The organism is Bacillus cereus group sp. BfR-BA-01330 (assembly GCF_022663885.1).
Classification (GTDB): domain Bacteria; phylum Bacillota; class Bacilli; order Bacillales; family Bacillaceae_G; genus Bacillus_A; species Bacillus_A cereus.
In genome coordinates, this window is the sequence record NZ_JAKUGK010000001.1 from 1087986 (window position 1) to 1111394 (window position 23409).

A 23409-nucleotide genomic window follows, 5' to 3' on the forward strand; every position below is an offset into this window, starting at 1 on the left:
TTATTTTTGGAGAGATGTAAAACGACATGGAACTAGCGAAATTGGAAAAAGTAATTGAAATAAAAAAAGAAGAACTTTTATATTTAGTATCGGATTATGGAATTCAACATGAAAAAGTATTGGCATTGAGTCAAGAACTAGACAAATTAATCAATTACTTTATGTTTTTAAAATAAAGAGAACTATGACGGGGTTTGTAAATGTTATAGTTCTTTTTTATTAGGTAATTTGAAAATATATTAAAATATATTGTCTAATTTCTTACAGAATGCGCAACTTGCTAGTCGAATATAAGGACTTTTGGTTATAATAAAAAGGAATTATTAATTGTATCGGTTAGGAGCGCAGCACATATGAAAACAGTTGTTGTTATCGGTGGAGGTATAACGGGACTTTCTACTATGTTTTATTTAGAAAAATTAAAAAAGGATTATAATATCGATTTAAATTTAATTCTTATTGAGAAAGAAGAGTATTTAGGTGGTAAAATCCATAGTGTGGAAAAAAAGGATTTCATTATGGAGTCAGGGGCGGATTCAATAGTTGCTCGTAATGAACATGTTATGCCACTTGTAAAAGATTTAAATTTAGAAAATGAAATGGTATATAATGAAACGGGTATTTCTTACATATATTCTGAAAACATGTTACATCCGATTCCTTCTGATACTATATTTGGGATACCGATGAGCGCCCGGTCGTTGTTTAGCAGTACGCTAGTCTCAACGAAGGGGAAAATCGTAGCTTTAAAAGATTTCATAACGAAAAATAAAGAGTTTACGAAAGATACATCACTTGCTCTATTTTTAGAAAGCTTTTTAGGGAAAGAGTTAGTGGAAAGACAAATTGCTCCTGTGCTTTCAGGCGTATATTCTGGTAAATTGAATGAGCTTACAATGGCATCTACATTACCGTATTTACTGGATTATAAAAATAAGTATGGAAGTATTATTAAAGGTTTTGAAGAGAATAAAAAACAATTTCAATCAGCAGGAAATAAAAAATTCGTATCATTTAAGGGTGGACTATCTACGATAATTAATCGCTTAGAAGAAGTGCTGACTGAAACTGTCGTAAAAAAAGGTGCTATAACGACGGCTGTAAGTAAACAAGAAGATCGATATGAGATTTCTTTTGCAAATCATGAAACAATACAAGCAGATTATGTTGTTTTAGCAGCTCCACATGATATAGCGCAAACTTTATTACAGTCTAATGAGTTAAATGAGCAGTTTAATACATTTAAAAACTCATCTCTTATTAGTATTTATTTAGGATTTGACATACTAGATGAACAACTACCAGCTGACGGTACGGGGTTTATTGTAACGGAAAACAGTGATTTACATTGTGATGCTTGTACATGGACAAGTCGAAAGTGGAAACATACATCGGGTAAACAAAAATTATTAGTTAGAATGTTTTATAAGAGTACCAATCCGGTATATGAAACAATCAAGGATTACAATGAAGAAGAATTAGTACGAGTCGCTTTATATGATATTGAAAAGAGTCTCGGGATTAAAGGTGAACCAGAAGTAGTTGAAGTTACAAATTGGAAAGATTTAATGCCGAAATATCATTTAGAACATAATCAAGCGGTTCAAGCATTACAAGAAAAAATGATGAATCTTTATCCAAATGTATATTTAGCTGGTGCCTCATATTATGGTGTTGGAATTGGTGCGTGTATTGGAAATGGAAAGAATATAGCCAATGAAATAATGGATACATTAAATAAATAATACTGTAGAATAAATAAAAACTGTCCCTTCAGCAAAATGGAGGAACAGTTTTTATTTATTTTATTTGAATGGAAATTGTATTGTTTTTTACATTGTTTTCTTTTATTGTTAATATTATTTCTCCAGACTCTTTAAATGAATACGGTGATAGTTGATAAATATCTTTTATATCAAGTTTTTCTTGTAATTTATTTACCGGTATTGATACGATATTTGGCTTCCATGTTTCTTGTTTTCCTGAAGGATATTCTATAAGTATTACCGGATTTTTTAACTGCATTTTTTTCCAAGAGACGAAATATAGTTGTACTTCTGTATCTTTTTTTAATAATTCTTCGGAGAAATAACCGAATTCGCCTACATTACCGAAAACAGTATAGTTTTGATTTTTTAATTTAATATCTAAATAACTAGGTTGATATGTTACTGCATGATAAGTTCCATATGAAAGTGAGAGTATGGCAGCGATTAAAATACCGATTGAAAATGTCTTAAAGCTATTGCCTTTAAAGCTAGTCATCATGAATGAGTTTGGTGTGAATTTTTTTGCGAATAAAAAAATAAGTAATATGAGTAAGAGGGATAAGCCGATGAATATATACATAGATTTTTACACCTCCATAGCGTAAAATGGATTAACTATATTTTACCATAAATGTATGGGTTAGGGTGGTTGTTTAGAAGGAAAAAATGAAGGAACAAATTCTTTACAGTTCTTTATAATTTAAAATTTGATTTATGGAAATTATAGCGTCATGTTTGAGTCGCAATCAGAAGGTATCCAATTCGTGTATATAGAATAAAGAGGGAATGCGCCATTAGAAATGTTTGACTTATGGAACAATAAGGACTTTACTAATTATACATATTTTTTCTGATATAATGAATGAGTAGAGAGAAAGGAGTGATCCTATGGCATTTCCTATATTAGAAACAGAACGCTTACGTTTAGTTGAAATAGAACAATCTTATTGTCAAAAAATATATGAAATCTTTTCATTGGATGAAGTGACGTGTTATTACGGTATGAATTCTTTTACGGAGTTTGGACAAGCTTCACGTATGATCGAATCTTTTTCAAAAAATTACTTTGAGAAAAAGGCAATACGATGGGGAATTGTGTTAAAAGAAACGAACGTTTTAATAGGAACAATTGGACTAAACAATTTACAATTATGGAGTAAACGATCTGAGATTGGATATGATCTGCATCCTCGTTATTGGGGAAATGGTTACGCTTCGGAAGCAGCTCGAGAAATTATTGATTATGGATTTAAAGATTTAGGTTTGTTTAGAATTGGAGCTATTACATATCCTGAAAATGATACTTCTTGTAGAATGTTATCTAAAATTGGCTTCCAAAAGGAAGGTCTATTGCGTGGATATATTCATCAAGGAAATAAGCAACACGATGCATTATTGTATTCTATAGTACGAACTGATATTGAGAACATAAATTTATAATAAAAAAAACCTCTTAATTAAAAGAGGTTTTTTTTATTATAAATTAACCTAATTTAGGTAATAAACGTTCTCCGCTTTTCATGCTACTTTTACATAAAGGGCATTTAGGCTCTTCTTCAAATGAAAAGTTCTTTCTCATCCATCCTAAACAATCCTCTGATTCACATTCCCAAACAGGGGTTTGTTCTGGTGGTACTTCTGCTACATCGTTCTTTCGATTGCGATACATGTAACCACTCCTTTTATGTAAAAAATTTTAGTTATATATTAAAAAGGTTGTTAACCTTGCTGGTAACAACCTTTTTATTGTTTGAATTATAGCTTTACAACGTTTTTAGCTTGAGGTCCGCGGTTACCTTCTTCAACTTCGAAGCTAACTTCTTGACCTTCGTCAAGAGACTTGAAACCGTCGCCAGTGATAGCTGAGAAGTGAACGAATACATCGTTACCGTCTGCAACTTCGATGAAACCGAAACCTTTTTCGCTGTTAAACCATTTTACTTTACCTGTTAATGTCATGGTAATGCCTCCTAAAAGTAGAAAAATTACAATATGATCGGCCTTATTTGAATGAAAATAAAAGTTCACATATTATCAAAAACCCATAAGGAATACAAAATGTCCTGATTGATACTTGATAATATGCAAAGAAAATATAGTGTTAAATTGACCTTAATTACTATCTTACAACAAATGGTTGGAAATAGCAAGTGCTGGTAATACCACTGAGTAATCTGGGTGATAATAGTAAAGGCACAAAGGCACCTCTTTTATTTATATATTATTCCTAATTTGGATTTATGCAAAATCATGTAAGAAAAACTTAGAGTAAATATTAATATTGCATTTTTTATGGTAAAATATGGTTGTTAACTGTTAGTAGTTAAATATTATAAAAGGAGAAAAGAAAGTGAAAAATAATTCATTTATAATAATTGAAGCAGCAAAAGCAGGGAGAAAAAAGGTGCATCCAGTCTTTGCTGTAATATTAGCCATTATATTTTTGACTTTAGGCGAACTTTTTATGTTATTTATGTTATTTTTACCAAAAGCTGAAACGATATTCATGAAAGGTATTTATGACAATGTTAGAATGGTGTTAACGTTTGGCGGAGCTATATTTATTTTATTTATATGGGTTCGTTTTGTAGAAAAAAGACCTTTTTCATCCATTGGCTTTTGGAAAGAGAAATGGATGAGAAAGTATTTAAAAGGTGCGTTAATAGGGTTTGTATTTATTTCAACGCCAGTTATTCTACTATTATTAATGGGGAGTGTGAAATTGCAAGTACAACATATTACCTCAACAGTAATAGTAGGAATAGTAGGATCTCTAGTTGCATTTTTAATACAAGGGGCAACGGAAGAAATTATTGTACGAGGTTGGTTATTCCCGGTTCTTTCTGTTAGAAGTCGTATATGGGTTGGAATAATTGTAACTTCATTTTTATTTGGATTTCTTCATCTACTTAATCCGGGAATTACAATATTATCTATATCGAATATAATATTAGTGGGTGTTTTCGCAGCTTTATACGTATTGAAAGAAGATGGTCTGTGGGGAATATGTGCATGGCACTCAATTTGGAACTGGGCTCAATATAATGTATATGGCTTTGCAGTTAGTGGCACAACTGTATATTCTACTCCAATTTTTAAGTCTATAACAAATGGACCAGAAACATTGCATGGAGGCACGTTCGGAATTGAAGGTAGTATCATTACAACAATCATGCTCACTATCGCTTCAATTGTTTTATGGAGAAAGTTATGGGGAAGAAAAGCGAAACAACGAAATTTTAGTTAATGAAAGAGGGGGAAACTATGGGGATAATAGCATTTGAGGGAGCAAGCGCTGTTGGTAAAAGTACCACGTGCCGTGAATTAGAAAAGAATTATGGTGCTTATATAATACCTGAAGTGAATTCTTTATTTGAAAGGCCAAAAAATGAACATAGAACATGGTATTTTGAAAAACAAGTTGAGCGCTGGAATATAGCTGTTCAGAAGTCAGAGCAATATGAATTAGTAATACTCGATGGGGATATATATCAACCACTTAGTTATAATTGGTGCTTTCATTTTGATATATTTAATCAGCCATTATCTTTAATAGAAAATTTTTATAAAGAAAAGATGATAAATAGGGAAATTGGTTTTCCGGATCAATATTTTTATTTATATACGAACGATGCAGAACTTAGAAAGCGGAAAGTATCTGATGAGACGAAAAGAAGAAGAAACTTTGAAAAACATTTACATATATCAAAATCGTTTCAGCGTTATTATGAAAATTTAAATACTGTTACAGATGGGTATTGTAAATTAATTGAGGCGAAAAGTGTAAGAAATAATGAATTAGAAATAGTGAGAAACTCAAAAAAATTGGATGTGTGTGAAGAAAGACGTTTTGATGTTTCGAGGTTAGATGCTATTACGAAGTGGTTAAAAGAAAATCGTGCATAAAGTAAAAACAACGAGTGTTGTAGAACGCGCTCGTTGTTTTTTTGTTTCTTTATAAATATAAAGGAAAAATTTGTAGAATATTTTCATTATTTAACAGAATAATCTTTCAATTTTAAAGAAAAAGAAATACAATATGAGGAAGTATATATAAATAATATGATAGGGGATGCGATGCGATATTTTGAATGAAGTAACAGTTTTTATATAAGAAATAATTAGGTAGTCAGAACAGAGATATTTGGGAGGAAACAAGCGAGATGAAAACATTTTTGAAAATAATAGGTGTTATAGCTGGTATGGCGGTAATCGGAGTAGGTTTAACATATGGTATGCTGCATTATTTAAATAATAGTAAACCAGCTGCGAAAAAGGCATCACCAGCTGCTCCAGCAGTAGAAGTATTAGCTGATAGTAACGTAAAAGCAGAAGATGCAAAGATTTTAGAAAATGGCAATTATTCATTGCCAAATAGTGGTTTTAATAAAAATTTTAAATGGACAGATGAGAACATACAGACAGCATTACATGAAATGGCACATCAAAAAGCGAAAGCTGATCAAAAGTGGGGTTATATTTTTATTACACAAGAGCGGATTGAAAGCTTAATTGATATTGTAAAGAGTAATGATCTTGTGCAGGGAAGTACATATGTAGAAATTTTAGAACGATGGAAACAAGGAAAATATGAAAAGGTTGATGGGGATCACAATAAGATTTGGAAATTACAAAGTGGGAATTTAGGAGAAGGAAAAGGAGTAATGTCGGAAGCTGAGCAAAAAGAATTAATTAATCAAGTGTTTATGAACAAAGGTACATATTCAGGTAGTAAATTAATTGCAGGTGGCGGACAGACTAATAAATAATATACTAATTAATGTAAGAGAGTAATTGCTTATTAGGCAATTACTCTTTTTAAATGTACTTCTTAATATCTTAATCTCGTTCAAGTAAGGAAAGAAACGACTGTAACACCGGGGAAATCCATCTGGATTTATGATAGATTACATGACTTTGAATAACGGATGGAGTTTCGATAGGCTGAAAACATAGTTGTTCTTTTTGACAACTTTCCTGTACAACGATATAAGGAAGAATTGAAATGCCTAACTCACACATGACGGATTGTTTAATGACTTCAACATTGGAAGTTTCAAATGTTTTAGCTGGAATATTTCCGCTTTGACGTAAAAAACGATCTACCATTGTCCTATAGCCGCAGCTTTGTTCTGTAAAAATGAACTGGGTTTCCTGTAATAACTGGAATGGATTTGTATGTGCAGCGGAATAAGCTGGTAAAATCCATCCAAATGTTTCATTACTAAAAGTACGCGTAATAAAATCATTATGTTCTATACTTTCTCCAATTATGAAGACAACGTCTGTTTCTCCTTCACGTAATTTTTGTAATGCTTGTTCATTTGTGTTCGTTTCAAGTACGATATTTACTTTCGGATTTTTCTGTTTGTAAGTACGTAATAATTGTGGTAATCGGTATACCGCTAATGATTCATTAGATGTAATACTTAATGTACCTTCTAAATAATCTGTATTTTGGGGGATTTCTTGCGCTTTTTCATATATTGAAAGTAATTCTAATGCATAAGGATGAAATTGATGACCGGCTTTTGTAAGTAGCACTTTTTTCCCTAACCGATCGAAAAGAGGAATATGTAAATCGTTCTCTAAAGCTTTCATATGTGCTGTAACAGTAGATTGCGCATAACCTAGCGCGTGCGCAGCTTTAGAAAAATTACCATACTTCACAATGGCGCAAAATGTTTTAACATGTCTCATTTCCATAAGCGATCCCTCTTTTATTATCATGATTTGTGAATGATTATATCATGTATTTTAATTTTCCAAATGATTAAATTCTGTATAAAATGAAATTGTAGAAATATTCATTCAGGTAATATTGGAGGAGAAAAGATGATCAAAAAGGGCTATCATGTAGCTGTTGTTGGGGCTACAGGTGCGGTAGGGCAAAAAATTATTGAACTGTTAGAGAATGAAATGAAGTTTAATATAGTTGAAGTTACATTGCTTTCGTCAAAACGATCCGCTGGTAAGAAAGTAAGATTCAAAGGACGAGAGATAATTATACAAGAGGCAAAAACAACTAGCTTTGAAGGTGTAGATATTGCCTTTTTTAGCGCTGGGGGAGAAGTATCTAGACAATTTGTAACTCATGCAGTTTCTAGTGGTGCGATTGTAATTGATAACACAAGTGAGTACCGAATGGCACAAGGTGTACCGCTCGTTGTTCCTGAAGTGAATGCGCACACTTTAAAACAGCATAAAGGTATCATTGCAGTTCCAAATTGTTCAGCATTACAGATGGTAACAGCACTTCAGCCGATTCGAAAATCATTTGGTTTAGAAAGAATTATCGTTTCAACATATCAAGCTGTATCGGGTTCTGGCATTCATGCGATTCATGAATTACGAGAGCAGGCTAAGTCTATACTTGCAGGTGAAGAAGTGAAGAGTGATATATTACCGGTGAAAAAAGATAAAAAACATTATCCAATAGCATTTAATGTACTGCCTCAAGTAGATATATTTACAGACAATGATTTTACTTTTGAAGAAGTCAAAATGATTCAAGAAACGAAGAAAATATTAGAAGATGAAAACTTGAAAATGGCAGCTACTTGTGTACGTGTTCCAGTTGTATCGGGGCATTCAGAATCGGTTTATATAGAACTGGAAAAAGAAGCAAGCGTTGCGGAAATCAAGGGAATACTAATGGATGCACCAGGTGTTATTTTGCAGGATAACCCTAGTGAACAGCTGTATCCAATGCCATTATATGCAGAAGGGAAAATAGATACATTTGTCGGAAGAATACGTAAAGATCCTGATACGCCAAACGGATTCCACCTCTGGATTGTTTCCGATAACCTATTAAAAGGTGCGGCTTGGAATTCAGTTCAAATTGCAGAGACTTTAGTGGAAAAGGGGATACTTTAATATAGTTTAAAAAACTGGGGAATCGTTAATGACTCCCCAGTTTGTATTTCATAATTGTTTTCTTTATTTCGGCCGACTTTAATTAAAATTAGTCGTTATTGAATTTTTATAAATGTCTACTTTATGTGCAGTGAAGCGTAAGGTTTTAGATTCTGCATGAATTGTAAGATTAATAATAATCGATAACGGCATTTCGACCGTTTTCACAATATCTTCTATAGCAATATACTTATTTTTTGCTTCCTTATAATAAACAACAGAACGAATTACGGCCTCGTCACCTTCAATATCAATTTCACACATCATAGGGAATTTTTCACCATTATGTAAGAATAATTCGCCTAGTACGATTGAACCGTTTAATTCTTCTGTAAAATTAGTAGTTGCCGCTGGTTTTACCCATGTTTCGTCATGTTCTTCGTGTTCCTCTTCATCTATTCCCCATTCCCAAATGGGGTTTTGTTTTAGGTCCTCAATAGTTAATTTATCAATTGGTTTGCAACTACTCATACATAAATTCTCCTTTTATTTTGATAAATAAGTTTTTTGATTTCATGAATTAGATGATTGCTTATAAGTGGGTTTAACAAAGTATTTTGCTCATTTGATATCCAAACTACTTTATTTTGAAATAAAGCTATTACAGCAATATTAACAAAACTTTAATTGTCTAGTAAATAATTATTAGTGGAGATATTAAAATGGGATGGTGTTAAAGAAAGATAGTAAAAAACATCAAGGATGAATGAAATCCATTTGGTACGATATGGATATATCCAATGTGAGGGGGAGTTTGATGTATCAAGTAAAGGGGTATTTTTCATCATTAAAAGGAAGTTATTATGAGATTGGAAAGCAACAAGGGGAATTCGTGAAACAAAATCCGTATCTCATCCCGCAATTTATACACGAAGAAAATGTAATATCTAATAACCATTGGACAGAATCGAGAAATATACTAAACAAACATTGTCCAGGCATAAATGAAGAAATTGAGGGGTTTTGTGAAGTGTTAAAAATTCCTTCAAAAAATATGATGTATTACTATCAAACACTATTGAAAGCAGGTTGTAGTCATTGTGCAGTATTACCTAAAAAGACCGATTTAGAGCACACATATGTATTAAGGAATTATGATTTGTCACCAGTAATAGATGATATGCGTTTTTGTTCAACTCATGTTGAAGGTGGGTATGCACATAGTGGCTTTTCTACTCAATATTTTGGCCGAACGGAAGGGATAAACGAGCATGGATTAGCTGTTACATTTTCAGCATGTGGTCAACCAGTAGGAAATATTGCAGGTTTAAGAAAGCCAATGGTGAGTGGTTTACAATGTTTTGCGGTAATTCGATTGTTGTTGGAGAAATGTAAAAATGTGCAGGAAGCTAAGTTACTAATAGAAGAAATCCCAATTGCTAGTAATATTAATTTAATAATAGCTGATCCTTTAAATGCAGCATATATTGAAATATTTGACGGTCATAAATCCACAATAATGATTGATGATGAAAAACAAGCTTTTATTGTATCAACAAACCATGCAGTTAGTTCATCAATTCAGAAATTAAATAATAGGAAATTAGAACAATCAACAAAGAGATATTACCTTTTACATGAGCATTTAAATAGATGTGAACAAGTAAGCATAGAGTCTTTAAAAAAGTTAGTAGAAGAAGAATATCCTGCTGGACTTACTGTGCATAACTATGAAGAATGGTTTGGAACTTTACATTCTGTATTATTCGATTTACATGATCGTACAATGAAGATTTGTTTCGGATCACCACTTTTAAACGACTGGTATTCATTGAAAGTTGGAGGAAGTATGCCGTTTTCTGAGGTGAACGTGAACTTTAAAAATAAAACTTATACTGACTTTTGGAAGGAAGATAAGAATGAATTGATACCTAAAAGATAAATGGGATAAGATGGTGATGTAAAGAGTGCATTTATACTGGAGGGATTATCAATACTAAAGGTTATGTTACCATTTGTTCTTATCTTTTTTCTTGTCATTGCGATGTATATTGCTTATCAAAAGAGAAAAAAGTCTGGGATAAAAGGATTGAAAAGTGCGGTAACTTCTATTTGCTTCTTTTCACTTGCAATCTTAAATATGTTTGCATATTGGTTTCATTTTGGCGGTGCTTTTACTTGGTTATTTTCAATTGTATTATTGCTAGTTGGTGCATATTTTACTAAATATATTCCAATATCTAAAAAGGTACATTAAAGTTTATAAGAGTTAAATATAATGTTTACTTTGTTTTGAAAAGAGATTATTCTACTAAATTGTTGTGAAACGGTTTCATAGGATAATCTCTTTTGTTTAGTTTTGGAAAGAACGTACTGTGATTTTTAGTTGCTCAATAAATTCTCGAGTTGCAGCACACATATATTTATCTTTTCTATAAATTAGCCCTATTTCAATTATTGGAGTAGGGTTTTCTATTTTAATAGCTTGAATGTTTTTATTTTGTAAAAAGTCTATATATGGTTTGGGTAACACTGTAATTCCCATTCCTTTGGAAACCATTTGGATTAAAGATTCCATCGTACTAATTTCTAAAATTGGCCTTGGTTTAAAGTTTAACTTTTGACAATGAGATGTAATTAGTTCGGTTAAAAAGAAATTTTTAGGTAAAAGAATTAAAGGGTAGTTCTGTAATTCAGCAATAGATACATGATTACGTTCAGCTAATCGATGACCAGTGGGCACGACCAATGTAAGATCGCTTTTGTATAGAGGGATGGAGATAATCTCTTTATCTTGCACCGGGAGAAATGTAATTCCAATATCTAGTTCGTTTTGTAATAATTTTTCACGAATATCTCCTGTACGAAGCCCTAATACAGAAAGCTCTATACTGGGATATAAATTATTAAAATTTAAAATAGCTGGTGGTAGTAAATAATTTACGACGGTTAACAAAGCCCCTATTGTTAAGGAACCTTGCTGTAATCCGTTTAGGTCTTGAATAGCTGAACGAGCTTGTTCGACTTCATGAAAAATGGTTTTACTATGTGATAATAAAATCTTCCCTGCTTCAGTTAATGATATTTTTTTACCAATTCGATCGAAAAGTGGCATTCCTACTTCATGCTCTAATGCACGTATTTGTTGACTTAGTGAAGGCTGTGAAATATTTAATTTTTCAGCCGCTTTTGTGAAATGTAATTCTTTTGAAACAGCTAAAAAGTATTCAAGTTGTCGTAATTCGATTGGAATCACCTCAAGTATAATGATAGGTTATACCTATCATTATTATATAAATAATTGAATTGAACAATGATTTTAGAGGTTTTATAATCATCTTTATGTAACAGAGGGGGGTGTAAAAATTAATCGAGAGAAAATACATGTAACACCTTTAAAGGAGGAAATAGAATGGCTAATGAATATCAATTATTATCTTTAAATATAGGATTACCAAAAGAGGTTACATACGGCGGAAAAGTAATTCATACAGGCATAAATAAGAAACAAGTAAAGGAACCGGTATATTTATCCTTTGTAAAATTTAATGGGGATGGACAAGCTGATTTAGTTCATCATGGAGGAGTAGATAAAGCAGTTTGTGTTTATACTGGTGATCACTATCCATATTGGGAAAAAGAATTGAATCAAGATTTTGTATATGGGGCTTTCGGAGAAAATATAACAGTTAGTGGTATGCGCGAAGAGGATGTTTGTATTGGTGATACGTTTGAGCTAGGACAGGCAATCGTACAGGTAACACAACCAAGGCAACCTTGTTTTAAATTAGCAAAAAAATATAATATTCCAAAGTTACCACTATATTTTCAAGAAACAGGATATACAGGATTTTATTTTCGTGTATTAAAAGAAGGATGGGTATCATCAGTCGATACCTTAAAAAAACTACAGTCTGATCCAAAAGGTGTTTCAGTAGCGTTTGCTAATCGTATCATGCATAAGGAAAAACAAAATATTGAAGGGGTAAAAAGGATATTAGAAGTAAATGCACTTTCATGTAGTTGGAGAAAGTCTTTTGAAAAGCGTATAAGTGGAGAAGAAATTAATACGAAGGAAAGACTTGAAGGAATAAAAGACTAAAAATATTTTATTATAAATAGTGTATTTCTATTAGTAAAAGCTAATTAGAAAGCGCTATTTTTGTATAATAAACTAATTAATATCCAGAAATCTTAATATCGTTTTATTCGACTTATTTTCAAATAGTCAAAACATAAAATTAATTAGACTTTTTTTTTATGTTTTGTGATAGTATATTGATTGGTAAGACCTCTATTTTTAAGAGTAGGTCATATAAGTATATCTAATTTAATGGAATTTAACATTTGGAGGTACAACATGGGGAATGTTGAAAAATTGGCAAGTCTTCTAATAGAAGAACCGAAAAGAGAGCAGTTATTTCCTTTATTTGAAGAAGTGTTTGGAATTACAACTCAAACATTGAATGATTTTTCGGATAAAGGATATTGGGATGATACATATAAAGCTTTATCATTTTTACAAGAAGATAAAGTGATTGCAAATGTTGCGGCATTTTCACTCCCATTATTAATTAATGGTGAAAAAATAAATGCAGCGGGTATTCAATCAGTAATGACACACCCTAATTTTCGTAGACAAGGGTTAATGACACAATTAATGGGTAAAATGATAGAAGAAATCGATAAGAAATGTGAATGTGCATTATTGTTTACGGAAAACCCTGAACTATATACAGCATTTGGATTTAAAGTTGTGCAGGAATATTTGATGACTATACCATATGATAAAAATATTAATAATAACGATTCACTACTTAAAAAGTTAGATTACTATAATATAGAGAATAGACAGTTAATACATGAAACTATTGATAGTAGCCAAAGACTTTCAAATAGTTTTTCAACTTTAAACTTCCATCCTTCATTTTATTTGAATATGTATGATTCGGAATGGAGTGAGAAATTGTATTATTCAGAGAAACTAGATGCTCTAATCGTTTATGAAGTAGAAAATGAAAAGTTAAAATTATTTGGAGTATTTGCGCCAGTACTTCCGGTTTTAGATGAATTATGTGGAGAAATCAATGAAAGGTTTACGGAAATCGAATTTTATTTTTCTCCGGATCAATTAGGGGTTGAGGATGTACAGTTTACAGAAGTACAGTCTAGCAAGTATTTAATGGTTCGAAGTGATAAAGAGTTAGATTTTAAAGGTTATAAATTCCCAGTATTAGCGGAGTTTTAAATGTCTATATAAATGCTTTATTATGGAGGAGCTATGAATATATCGTATATACCAGAACATATTGAGCAACTCACTATAATGAATGTACCTGAATACTATAAAATTAATGATAATCATGCGTTTATTGTCCGTTCGAAAGCAGAAACTGATTTTTGGCTTAAAACACATTATGGTTTTGAAGTAATGAATGGTCATGTATTTTATAATGAGATGATGACAGACTTTCAAGCTGAAGTTCAGTTACGTATGAATCCAAATTCAAAATTCGATCAAGCAGGTCTTTTTGTTATGATTTCGGAGAACTGTTGGCTAAAAACATCTTTAGAATATATCCCTGAAGGGCCATCTCACTTAGGTGCTGTCGTAACGAATAATGGATATTCTGACTGGTCAACGCAAGATTATCCAACTGAAGCAGCTAAGCAACAACTTCGTTTTCGAATTATTCGAAAAAGCGGTGATTATACAATATATGTGAAAAAGGGCCATCAATGGGAACAAATAAGAATCGCTCATTTAATGGAGGATATAGGGAAGGAGCCTGTTAAAATAGGTTTTTACACGTGTAGTCCTTCTAAAAATAAGGGATTTGAGACTGAGTTTTTACATTTTACAATTGAAGAAATATAGATGAAAAACCGTATTCTTTTTATTAAGAATGCGGTTTTTGTATTTATATAATATAAAGCACATTTATTGACTAGAAAGTCATTAATACTTATCATTTAATAATGTTAAATATTAATTTACATAATATAATAGAAGTAATAAAGAAATTACAAAATATATAGCTTAAATAAGGAAGGATATGAATTATTCAGTGGTAATTTCATGGGAAAAGGAGATTATGTATGAAATCATTTCGTAAGTTATTACAGTATTTAAAACCATACATGTTCTTCGCTATTATTGGGCCGCTATTTATGGTACTTGAGGTTGCGATGGACTTAATTCAACCGACTATTATGCAACATATCATTGATGTTGGGATTGCAAATCGGGATTTAAATTATGTAATAAAAATGGGGCTTCTTATGATAGGAGCAGCAGCACTCGGTTTAGTTGGAGGGCTTGGGTGTATGATGTATTCTACAAAAGCAGCTGTTAATTTCGCTACAGACATACGAAAAGATGTGTTTGCGAAAATAGAAACATTTTCTAGTAATAATCGGGACTCATTTGGAACAGGTAAATTATTAACGATCGTGACAAATGATATCACTTCCATTCAATCGGCAATGACGATGACATTACGTGTTCTCGTTCGTGGTCCACTGTTATTTATCGGAAGTATAATTATTGTTTTTGTAACAGCGCGAGAGTTATTTCCAATATTACTTGTAGTTGTTCCGATTTTATTACTTGCGATTATTTTAATTGCAAGTAAAGCAAGTGGTACATTTAAAAAGGTGCAAGAGGCATTAGACAAAGTGAATACAAAGCTACAAGAAAATTTATCTGGTGTGCGTGTTATAAAAGCGTATGTAAGACAAAAATACGAAATCGCTCAATTTGGAAATGTAAATACAAATTTAACGAAGATAAATATTCGAGCTGTGCAACTTATTTCTTTAATGATGCCAATCATTATGCTAGTTGTAAGTGGCGGGATTGTCGCAACATTATGGATTGGTGGAGAAAAAGTATTCGATGGAACGCTTCAAGTAGGAGCGATTTTGGCATTTATTAATTACTTGAATATCATTTTAATGTCACTTATGTCGATTAGCATGGTATTTATTCAAATTGCGCGAGCTTTTCCATCTGCGGATCGTGTACAGCAAGTGTTAAATACCGAGGTTGATATTATAAGCGAAGCGAATGCGATCGAACCTGAGAAAATTGAAGGAAATATCGAATTTAAAAATGTTAGTTATAGCTATACGAAAAATAATGAATACGTTTTAAAAGATATTTCGTTTAGCATACAAAAAGGTGAAAAAGTAGGGATTATTGGATCAACTGGAAGTGGTAAATCTACCTTAGCGAAACTGTTACCACGTCTATATGATGTGGATCATGGTGAAATATGTATAGATGGAATAGATGTTAAAAAATATGATTTGCAAAAACTCCGTGCTTCAATAGGGTTTGTACCTCAGAAGGCGTTGTTGTTCTCAGGCAGTATAGAAGAAAATTTACGTTATGGTAAAGAAGATGCAACACATGACGAGCTGGAAGTAGCAGCTGCATCAGCTTGTGCGACTGAGTTTATCAATAAGCTCGAAGAATCTTATCAATATAATTTAACACAAGGCGCGACAAATCTATCAGGTGGACAAAAACAACGTGTATCAATTGCAAGGGCACTTGTGAGAAAGCCACCGATTCTCATATTAGATGATTCTACATCAGCAGTTGATGCAAAATCAGAGGCTACTATTCAAATAGCTTTAAAAACAAAATATAAAGGCACAACAACTTTATTAATTGCGTCTAAAATTTCTTCCATAATGGATGCGGATAAAATACTTGTATTAGATAATGGTGAATTAGTTGGCAATGGTACACATGAACAATTGTTAGAACAAAGTGAGGTTTATCAGGAAATTTATCTTTCCCAAGGTGGTAATTTAGATAAAGAAGGTGGGGAAGAACATGCGTAATTTTCAAGGGCAATTTGCTAATAAAGGTGGACGAAACACCCCAAAGATGGGAAAAGCTAAAAATGCTCAAGGAACTGTAATGCGGGTATGGAACTATATGGGCTATCAAAAAGCTGCTCTTATGTTTGTTATATTTCTAGTCGTTGTTACTACATTACTTGGATTATTAGGTCCCTATTTTATGGGAGTTATTATAGATCAATATATTGTACCGAAAGATTTAAGTGGTACAGCAAGAATGTGTATGTTACTTATCGCGATTTATGGTGTAACTGTACTTTTAACATGGTTACAAACGTTTGTCATGATTAACGTTGCATTAAAAACAATTCAAAAAATACGACAAGATATTTTTGAGAAAATCCAAACGCTTTCTTTACGGTTCTTTGATGTGCGTTCTCAAGGTGATTTAATGAGCCGTGTGACAAATGATATAGATAATTTGAATCAAGCTTTGACACAAAGCGTTGTACAAATTATTTCATCAGCATTAACTTTTATAGGTGTAACGATTGCAATGTTCGCCTTAAATTGGATTTTAGCAATTGTAACTTTAATTACAGTACCTATTATGTTTTACGTTACAAAAAAACTAGTTGCATATAGTGGTAAAAACTTTGCGAAGCGTCAAAAAGATTTAGGTGAATTAAATGGATTTATTGAGGAAGCAATTACAGGTGCGGATGTTACAACGTTGTACGGAAAAGAAAAAGAAACTGTACAAAATTTCAATAAAATTAATGAACAGCTAAGAGTTTCAGCTACGAAGGCTGATACATTTTCAGCTTTTATTTTTCCAAGTATGAACTTTATTAATAATTTAGGTATGGGCCTTGTCATTGGGACTGGATCAGTTATGGTCTTAAACGGAATGACAACAGTAGGAGTTATTGCGGCTTTTATTAATTATTCTCGTCAATTCTCAAGACCGCTAAGTCAATTTGCGACTTTAATGAATACAATTCAAGCGGCAGTTGCTGGTGGAGAACGTGTTTTTGAAATTATGGATGAGGTACCAGAAATTCAAAATAAAAAAGACGCATTCGTTGTACAAAATTTACAAGGGCATGTTGCACTTGAGAATGTTTCATTTGGCTACGCAGAAAATAAAACGATTTTAAAAGAAGTGAGTCTTAAAGCGCAGCCAGGAGAGACAATTGCTTTAGTTGGTCCGACTGGATCAGGGAAAACAACAATCATTAATTTGTTAACTCGCTTTTACGATATACAGCAAGGACAAATTCATATTGATGGAAAAGATATAAAAGATTATGATATTAATTCTTTACGAAGTAAAATAGGAGTAGTTTTACAGGATACGTATTTATTTGCTGGTTCGATTATGGATAATATCCGTTATGGACGCTTAGATGCTAGTGATGAAGAAGTTATCACTGCAGCTAAGGCAGCATCTGCACATTCTTTTATTAAGCATTTGCCAAATCAATATGAAACAGAAATTGCTTCAGAAGGATCGAATTTAAGTCAAGGACAAAAACAACTTCTTGCGATTGCACGAGCAATTTTAGCAGATGCAGATATATTAATTCTCGATGAAGCGACATCAAATATTGATACAAGAACAGAATTACAAATACAAGCAGGACTAAATAATTTAATGAGAGGTCGCACAAGTTTTGTGATCGCTCATCGACTTAAAACAATTGAAAAAGCAGATCAAATTCTTGTTATAAAAGATGGAAATATTTTAGAAAGAGGGAATCATGAATCTCTCATGGAAGATAAAGGGTTTTATTTTGATTTGTATACGAGTCAGTTTAAAATTTAATATAAAAAATGAGGTTTCTCTAGAAAAGAGAAGCCTCATTTTTTATATTTGTAAATTTTATGAATCACTTTTCTAACCCAATTAATTATCCGACCTGAAAAATACTTATACTTGCAGATACATTTGTTAAAGAGCCACCATCACTATTTGAGAGAGTGATAGTACCTGCTGAAGAGGTGTTATTTATTAAAGTCAAGGTTGAAGGAACAATTGTTACGGTAAAAGCAGCAGTACCTTGATTGATTGTATGTGGTGACCCCGTACCAAAACGCCCACCTGGAATTGGTGTACCATTTAGTTCGAGGGAGAATTGGTTTTCGCGAGAAGCTTGTAATTGAAACTCTGCTACATATGTTCCTAGTGTATTAATTATAATATTTCCAGTACCTGTGATGTGACTAAGAGCAGTTCCTGTTATAGGTCCATTTGTGTTAAAAGTAACACTACTTCCCACTGCGATTGATTGGTTAGTAGTATCAAAAACATATAGATAGTTTGTTAATCCTACACTAGCCGCCCCGGTAGGCCCGGTGGAACCGGTAGAGCCAGTATGTCCAGTAGCCCCAGTAGGCCCGGTGGAACCAGTGAAACCGGTGAAACCAATGGAGCCAGTAGCCCCGGTAGGTCCAGTGGAGCCAGTAAGTCCAGTGGAACCAGTAGAACCAGTAGAACCGGTAGGCCCAGTAGCCCCAGTGGAACCGGTAGAGCCAGTAGCCCCAGTAGGTCCAGTGGAACCGTTAGAACCGGTAGTCCCGGTAGGTCCAGTGGAACCAGTAGAACCAGTAGAACCAGTAGAACCAGTAGAACCAGTAGAACCAGTAGAACCAATAGAACCGGTAGAACCGGTAGGCCCAGTAGGTCCAGTAGGAGAATGTGGGAGAATAATACGGTTAATATCTAAAAGTGAAAAGTTAATGAACATATCTTTGTTTTGATAATCTATCGAAATCACCTCACTAGCATGTTTAAAGAAATAGTAAAGTAATAATTTTTATAGGTATTTCATTTCTATATTATTAATGCAACTTATTTTGGAAACAGTAAATAGCTATCATGACTATAGGGTATTAATTTTTAACCTAAATTTTAATAAAACCTTTATTAAAGATAAAGAGCGCTTTTAAAGGCGCTCTGAGACAAGTTTCATGTTGAAAAAGGGAATTGAGGATATTATGTGCATACTGTTTTAGAATGTTGTAAATTTTTAATTAAAAATAAAAAAATCTTATAAAAATTTAAAATCTGTATTATTAGATAGTTACCATACAATAAAATATGCTTGTTTGATATAAATGTGTGTCAAATTTACCAAAATATATTTTGGCATACATAAGAAAATTAAAATACTTTTTTAGCAAATAATAGCGGCTTCAGTGACAGATGGTAGAAATAATTTACGTGGTATTGTAATAATCTCAAGCGCAATTTGCGTTGAATATAGGAGTATTTGATTTAAATCTAAAGCGAGTGTTAAAAGTATTATGAAGCTTGTAAGAATTACAAAACTACCCCAAAAAAAACTTTTTGAAGTGTTTCGGAAATCTTTTATTAAGGAAAAGAAAGAAAAAGATGCGGTAACAATAAGAATGAAAAATTTATACTTATCAGACATTATAACCCTCCCAAAGAACAGTAGTTTATATTATACTGTATTTTTCAATATTATTATAAAAAGATTTTAAAGTGAATAATAAGAAAAAATAAAGCCATAACTTAAAACATTAGTTTAGGTTCTATTATTTGAATTCTTTGTTTTAGAAGGTATATAATCTGAAATTTAAAATTTTCCAAATGAATTACCATTTTTTATTTCTGATCCAACATCAGGTGCTCAATGAAATGGTATGAAAGATTATAGGCTGGTGATACGATATTAAATAAGAGGAATCTGCGTGCAGCGAGAGTCCTAGCTCGGATTTCTACTAGAGAAACATATTTAGTTGGAGTTGGTATGTTAATAAAAAACGGATGGATGTGGAAACTAAATATTCATGACATTAAGGATAAAGGTCGGGAAATATAATTTGGTATTCTGGGAATAACCGGAGGTCCGTAGTTAAAGTTGCATAGAATTTGTATTTTGTTTCTAATTTTTCAATTGTTGTTAAGTGATGAGAACCTAGTCCACGCTGTACACTGTGTTGAGAAAGAGTCGGTCCAATTTGTAATTTTCGTTTTTTCATTGCATCGTTCCATGGACTATAAAAAAATTTAAAAATAAAAGCAGGTTCTATGTAAATGCTATAAGGATAATGCGAACCATGTCTTCCGACTCTATAGTTCCCGTGCGAATTATTGTGAATTAATCTACCGTTAAGATATAGTTGATTTGGATTAGGGTGAATTATTATGCCGTGATAACGTTGTTTAACAAGCGGAGAACTATATCTTGGATTAGTGTAGTCATGAGTCGGTTCATCAATCATCATAATCATTCTTATGGAAAACATATTGCCGCCCATGGTGTTAAGTGATTTAAAAAATTGTTCTTTATTATAACAGCATAGGAATTCTGTCGTATTTAATACCATTTTCCATCCTGTAAGTTCTCTTTCAATTTCCATAACTTCTTGATCAACTAAATAAGCATCAAATTCGAGTGATTTTGAGTTTCGTATTTCCCAATTAGGAGCGAAAATTTTACAGATTTCAACTGACCGATCAGTGGATCCACGGTTAATAAGAATGCCGTGATCAAATAGCTTTGTATGGTGCATTAACCACCATGGAAGTAAATATTCTTCATTGTAAAAATGAGAAATTAGAGTAGTCTTAATCAAAATCACCTCCGTATTTAACCTGCTTCTTATTTAATATGATATGGAAGGAAACCAATTGTTAGAAGGTTTCCACTTAAAAGTTTTAAAACATATAGGGTATGTGGATAGATTAGTATATAAAGTAGTCTGATTGATGAAGAGTGGTATTAAAAAGTGCAAAATCTAAAATGAGCATTGAATTAGTGTATAACGATTGAAACGGCACTGAAAACTAATAAAACGGCCATAATGATGTTAAATAATTGGTTATGTTTCACTAATAATTTTTGGAATATTGAACCAAATAAACTCCAACTAAATGTACTCATTAAACCGACTACACCTAAAAATAATGAAAAAAGTATAAAACTTGAATATGAATTGTAGTAAGGGATTATGAAAGTCGATACTACAGTCAGTCCGAATAATATCCCTTTAGGATTAACGAATTGAAGAGAAATCCCCACTGTGAATAAATTTTTATTATCTTTTTCACCGGGATTCGTACTGCTTTTACTAGTAAGTATTTTAATAGCTAAATATAACATATACGCTACACCTAAAATTTTTAAAGGGAATTCGATTATGGGTAAGATATTAAGTAGTAAAACATTAAAGAAACTACATAAAGAAGTGAGGATGAAAAAACCGAAAGATACTCCAAAGCAAAACTTCATGCTCTGTTTTAATCCGTGTTGATTTGCGTATGTCATCGCTAAAAAATTGTTAGGGCCGGGTGTGAAGCTACTTATAAAAACAAATAATAAAAAAGAAAATATAGGCATGTGAAAACCCCCTAATCATTTGTGTATGTTATAATGATCAAAAAGAACAATATAAAGTATGTTTTTTATTATACAAAATGGTCGTTATATTGTATATAGTATGGGAGTGTTTTTTTATGGAAGAAATTCAACTAATACTGGCGAAAAATTTAAAAACTATAAGAGAAAAAGAAAAATTAAGTTTGGAAAAAGTTGCCCAATTAACAGGTGTGAGTAAAACGATGATTGGACAAATTGAAAGAGGCGAATCAAGCCCGACACTAACAACAATATGGAAGATTGCAAATGGCTTGAAAGTTTCTTTTACCTCTTTAATCAACAATCCTCAGCCTGATACGAAAGTGATCTTAAGAAAAGATATTCAAGCATTGTCTGAAGACAATGGAAAATATAAAGTGTATCCTTCTTTTCCTTTTCAAGATGATAGACATTTTGAAATGTATACAGTAGAAATAGAAACAGAAGGGAAATTAAGTTCAGAAGGGCATAAAGAAGGCGCAGAAGAATTTATTACGGTATTTGAAGGTGAATTGACAGTAGAAGTGAATAACTGTCAATATACATTAAATAGTGGAGATTCAATTCGTTTTAAGGCCGATAGATCACACTCTTATCATAATTTAGGAGAATCTTTGACTCGATTAAGCATGACAATTTATTATCCAACTGCATGAGTGTGCATTTATAGTAACAAAAGATAAAACCATCTATAAGAGATGGTTTTTATTTTTTATCACTCACAAAAAAAGACACTCATCTGAGTGTCAACATAGTATTGCTCTCGCGTATAGGATTGGAGTATGTTTCTCAAATACGTATTGAGATGGTTCGTAAAAGAGAAACTGTTTTCATATTTAATGTAACATCGGTGGAAGTCAGTGTAAATTGATAATATATATACGGAAAATTTAGTATAGATAGTTTCTACTATGAATATAGTGCAATTTGTTCTTTAATGCGTCATCACTTTTATGAAATAATTGGGAAATTTTTGTTATGACAGACTTAGTATTTAATAATGTTTATTAGAAAAAGAATGAATCATTTTTTAATCGATTCGTATAATTGTTAGAGAGGCACCTGTTGAACCACCTCCAACCAAATTAACGATGGATAATACGCCGAATAATTGAAGTGAAATTGTATTACCGGCAATTAAATTAGTAATTAAATTATTATTATAATTTGAAGTTGATATAGCGGGAGAAAAAATAGAACCAGGAAGTGGAGTAGAAGCGTTTAATAGTAGTCTTGTTCCAGCGAGTAGAGCAGTTGTCGTATTAACTTGATAGGTTAAATAATATCTTCCGGTTACAGGAATTGTAAATATATCGTTTGAGGCGTTAACTGTAAAATTACCGAGGCTTTGGTTATTAGAAAGAGGAATATTAGTTCCACCTAATATCACAGAGATGGGACCACCTAATGTATTATTAGCGAACATAGAGTTTGTTGTAACTATTGACCCAGTACTTCCGGTAGGTCCAGTACTTCCGGTAGGTCCAGTACTTCCGGTAGGTCCAGTACTTCCGGTAGGTCCAGTACTTCCGGTAGGTCCAGTACTTCCGGTAGGTCCAGTACTTCCGGTAGGTCCA

General features: G+C 32.3%; 26 protein-coding genes. 15 read left to right on the forward strand and 11 right to left on the reverse strand.

The window, feature by feature from the left end:
* Positions 1–26 precede the first annotated feature (26 nt).
* Positions 27–176, forward strand: coding sequence for an aspartyl-phosphate phosphatase Spo0E family protein (locus MR112_RS05575; protein WP_000417698.1), 150 nt, complete (start codon positions 27–29; stop codon positions 174–176).
* Between the two features lie 177 nt (positions 177–353).
* Positions 354–1745, forward strand: coding sequence for a protoporphyrinogen oxidase (locus MR112_RS05580; protein WP_242244835.1), 1392 nt, complete (start codon positions 354–356; stop codon positions 1743–1745).
* Positions 1746–1800: 55 nt separating this feature from the next.
* On the opposite strand, the gene MR112_RS05585 is transcribed toward MR112_RS05580, so the two are convergent.
* On the reverse strand, positions 1801–2349 hold the full coding sequence (locus MR112_RS05585; RefSeq protein WP_000275236.1) for a hypothetical protein: 549 nt from the start codon (positions 2347–2349) through the stop codon (positions 1801–1803).
* A gap of 308 nt (positions 2350–2657) precedes the next feature.
* On the opposite strand from MR112_RS05585, the gene MR112_RS05590 reads away from it, so the two are divergent.
* The gene (locus MR112_RS05590; RefSeq protein ID WP_000885397.1) at positions 2658–3209 is read left to right on the forward strand and encodes a GNAT family N-acetyltransferase; all 552 of its coding nucleotides are present in this window, start codon (positions 2658–2660) and stop codon (positions 3207–3209) included.
* 43 nt (positions 3210–3252) lie between these two features.
* Here the strand turns inward: MR112_RS05590 and MR112_RS05595 are convergent, their stop codons facing one another.
* Both MR112_RS05595 and cspD read right to left on the reverse strand, forming a co-directional pair.
* Positions 3253–3438, reverse strand: coding sequence for a cold-shock protein (locus tag MR112_RS05595; protein ID WP_000286203.1), 186 nt, complete (start codon positions 3436–3438; stop codon positions 3253–3255).
* A gap of 86 nt (positions 3439–3524) precedes the next feature.
* Positions 3525–3728 (reverse strand): cold-shock protein CspD, encoded by a 204-nt coding sequence (cspD, locus tag MR112_RS05600; RefSeq protein ID WP_000176366.1) that lies wholly within the window; start codon positions 3726–3728, stop codon positions 3525–3527.
* Positions 3729–4119: 391 nt separating this feature from the next.
* Between cspD and MR112_RS05605 the strand changes: the two genes are divergently transcribed.
* The 3 genes from MR112_RS05605 (at position 4120) to MR112_RS05615 (ending at position 6538) form a co-directional block, all read left to right on the forward strand.
* Positions 4120–5016, forward strand: coding sequence for a CPBP family intramembrane glutamic endopeptidase (locus MR112_RS05605; protein WP_000794822.1), 897 nt, complete (start codon positions 4120–4122; stop codon positions 5014–5016).
* On the forward strand, positions 5016–5675 hold the full coding sequence (locus MR112_RS05610) for an ATP-binding protein (protein WP_226368446.1): 660 nt from the start codon (positions 5016–5018) through the stop codon (positions 5673–5675). The genes MR112_RS05605 and MR112_RS05610 overlap by 1 nt, the downstream gene beginning before the upstream one ends.
* A 257-nt stretch (positions 5676–5932) precedes the next feature.
* Positions 5933–6538, forward strand: a complete 606-nt coding sequence (locus tag MR112_RS05615; protein WP_000846978.1) for a PRK06770 family protein — start codon at positions 5933–5935, stop codon at positions 6536–6538.
* Between the two features lie 70 nt (positions 6539–6608).
* Here MR112_RS05615 and MR112_RS05620 read toward each other — a convergent pair whose 3' ends face one another.
* Positions 6609–7475, reverse strand: a complete 867-nt coding sequence (locus MR112_RS05620; RefSeq protein WP_000425898.1) for a LysR family transcriptional regulator — start codon at positions 7473–7475, stop codon at positions 6609–6611.
* Positions 7476–7604: 129 nt separating this feature from the next.
* On the opposite strand from MR112_RS05620, the gene MR112_RS05625 reads away from it, so the two are divergent.
* A complete protein-coding gene (locus tag MR112_RS05625; RefSeq protein ID WP_000591709.1) occupies positions 7605–8648 on the forward strand; it encodes an aspartate-semialdehyde dehydrogenase in 1044 nt (347 codons plus the stop codon).
* A 78-nt stretch (positions 8649–8726) separates the two neighbouring features.
* Here the strand turns inward: MR112_RS05625 and MR112_RS05630 are convergent, their stop codons facing one another.
* Positions 8727–9158: a hypothetical protein gene (locus MR112_RS05630; protein ID WP_242244836.1), complete on the reverse strand. Its 432-nt coding sequence runs from the start codon at positions 9156–9158 to the stop codon at positions 8727–8729.
* A 286-nt stretch (positions 9159–9444) separates the two neighbouring features.
* Here MR112_RS05630 and MR112_RS05635 point away from each other — a divergent pair, with 286 nt between their 5' ends.
* Together MR112_RS05635 and MR112_RS05640 are read left to right on the forward strand one after the other, a co-directional pair.
* Entirely contained in the window at positions 9445–10569 is a 1125-nt protein-coding gene (locus tag MR112_RS05635; protein ID WP_242244837.1) for a C45 family autoproteolytic acyltransferase/hydrolase, read from the forward strand.
* 63 nt (positions 10570–10632) lie between these two features.
* A complete protein-coding gene (locus tag MR112_RS05640) occupies positions 10633–10884 on the forward strand; it encodes a hypothetical protein (protein ID WP_000936604.1) in 252 nt (83 codons plus the stop codon).
* 96 nt (positions 10885–10980) lie between these two features.
* Here the strand turns inward: MR112_RS05640 and MR112_RS05645 are convergent, their stop codons facing one another.
* Positions 10981–11883: a LysR family transcriptional regulator gene (locus MR112_RS05645; protein WP_242244838.1), complete on the reverse strand. Its 903-nt coding sequence runs from the start codon at positions 11881–11883 to the stop codon at positions 10981–10983.
* A 156-nt stretch (positions 11884–12039) separates the two neighbouring features.
* On the opposite strand from MR112_RS05645, the gene MR112_RS05650 reads away from it, so the two are divergent.
* The 5 genes from MR112_RS05650 (at position 12040) to MR112_RS05670 (ending at position 18270) form a co-directional block, all read left to right on the forward strand.
* Positions 12040–12729 (forward strand): MOSC domain-containing protein, encoded by a 690-nt coding sequence (locus MR112_RS05650; RefSeq protein ID WP_001262990.1) that lies wholly within the window; start codon positions 12040–12042, stop codon positions 12727–12729.
* 258 nt (positions 12730–12987) lie between these two features.
* Complete coding sequence (locus MR112_RS05655; RefSeq protein WP_242244839.1) at positions 12988–13875, forward strand: GNAT family N-acetyltransferase; 888 nt, start codon at positions 12988–12990, stop codon at positions 13873–13875.
* 33 nt (positions 13876–13908) lie between these two features.
* The gene (locus MR112_RS05660; protein ID WP_001027675.1) at positions 13909–14505 is read left to right on the forward strand and encodes a DUF1349 domain-containing protein; all 597 of its coding nucleotides are present in this window, start codon (positions 13909–13911) and stop codon (positions 14503–14505) included.
* 221 nt (positions 14506–14726) lie between these two features.
* Entirely contained in the window at positions 14727–16481 is a 1755-nt protein-coding gene (locus MR112_RS05665; protein WP_000834774.1) for an ABC transporter ATP-binding protein, read from the forward strand.
* Positions 16474–18270 (forward strand): ABC transporter ATP-binding protein, encoded by a 1797-nt coding sequence (locus tag MR112_RS05670; RefSeq protein ID WP_098128087.1) that lies wholly within the window; start codon positions 16474–16476, stop codon positions 18268–18270. The genes MR112_RS05665 and MR112_RS05670 overlap by 8 nt, the downstream gene beginning before the upstream one ends.
* Positions 18271–18355: 85 nt before the next feature.
* Here MR112_RS05670 and MR112_RS29045 read toward each other — a convergent pair whose 3' ends face one another.
* The 4 genes from MR112_RS29045 to MR112_RS05695 all read right to left on the reverse strand — a co-directional run bounded on the left by MR112_RS29045 (position 18356) and on the right by MR112_RS05695 (position 21814).
* A complete protein-coding gene (locus MR112_RS29045; protein WP_472926399.1) occupies positions 18356–19192 on the reverse strand; it encodes a collagen-like protein in 837 nt (278 codons plus the stop codon).
* A 429-nt stretch (positions 19193–19621) separates the two neighbouring features.
* The gene (locus tag MR112_RS05685; protein WP_048657278.1) at positions 19622–19882 is read right to left on the reverse strand and encodes a hypothetical protein; all 261 of its coding nucleotides are present in this window, start codon (positions 19880–19882) and stop codon (positions 19622–19624) included.
* 385 nt (positions 19883–20267) lie between these two features.
* The gene (locus MR112_RS05690; RefSeq protein WP_211478113.1) at positions 20268–21050 is read right to left on the reverse strand and encodes a glycosyltransferase family 2 protein; all 783 of its coding nucleotides are present in this window, start codon (positions 21048–21050) and stop codon (positions 20268–20270) included.
* Positions 21051–21229: 179 nt separating this feature from the next.
* Entirely contained in the window at positions 21230–21814 is a 585-nt protein-coding gene (locus tag MR112_RS05695) for a LysE family transporter (protein ID WP_242244840.1), read from the reverse strand.
* 116 nt (positions 21815–21930) lie between these two features.
* Between MR112_RS05695 and MR112_RS05700 the strand changes: the two genes are divergently transcribed.
* On the forward strand, positions 21931–22488 hold the full coding sequence (locus MR112_RS05700; RefSeq protein ID WP_048657281.1) for a helix-turn-helix domain-containing protein: 558 nt from the start codon (positions 21931–21933) through the stop codon (positions 22486–22488).
* Between the two features lie 374 nt (positions 22489–22862).
* Here the strand turns inward: MR112_RS05700 and MR112_RS05705 are convergent.
* Positions 22863–23409: BclA C-terminal domain-containing protein (locus MR112_RS05705; protein ID WP_242244841.1), on the reverse strand; the 547-nt coding region annotated here is incomplete at its 5' end.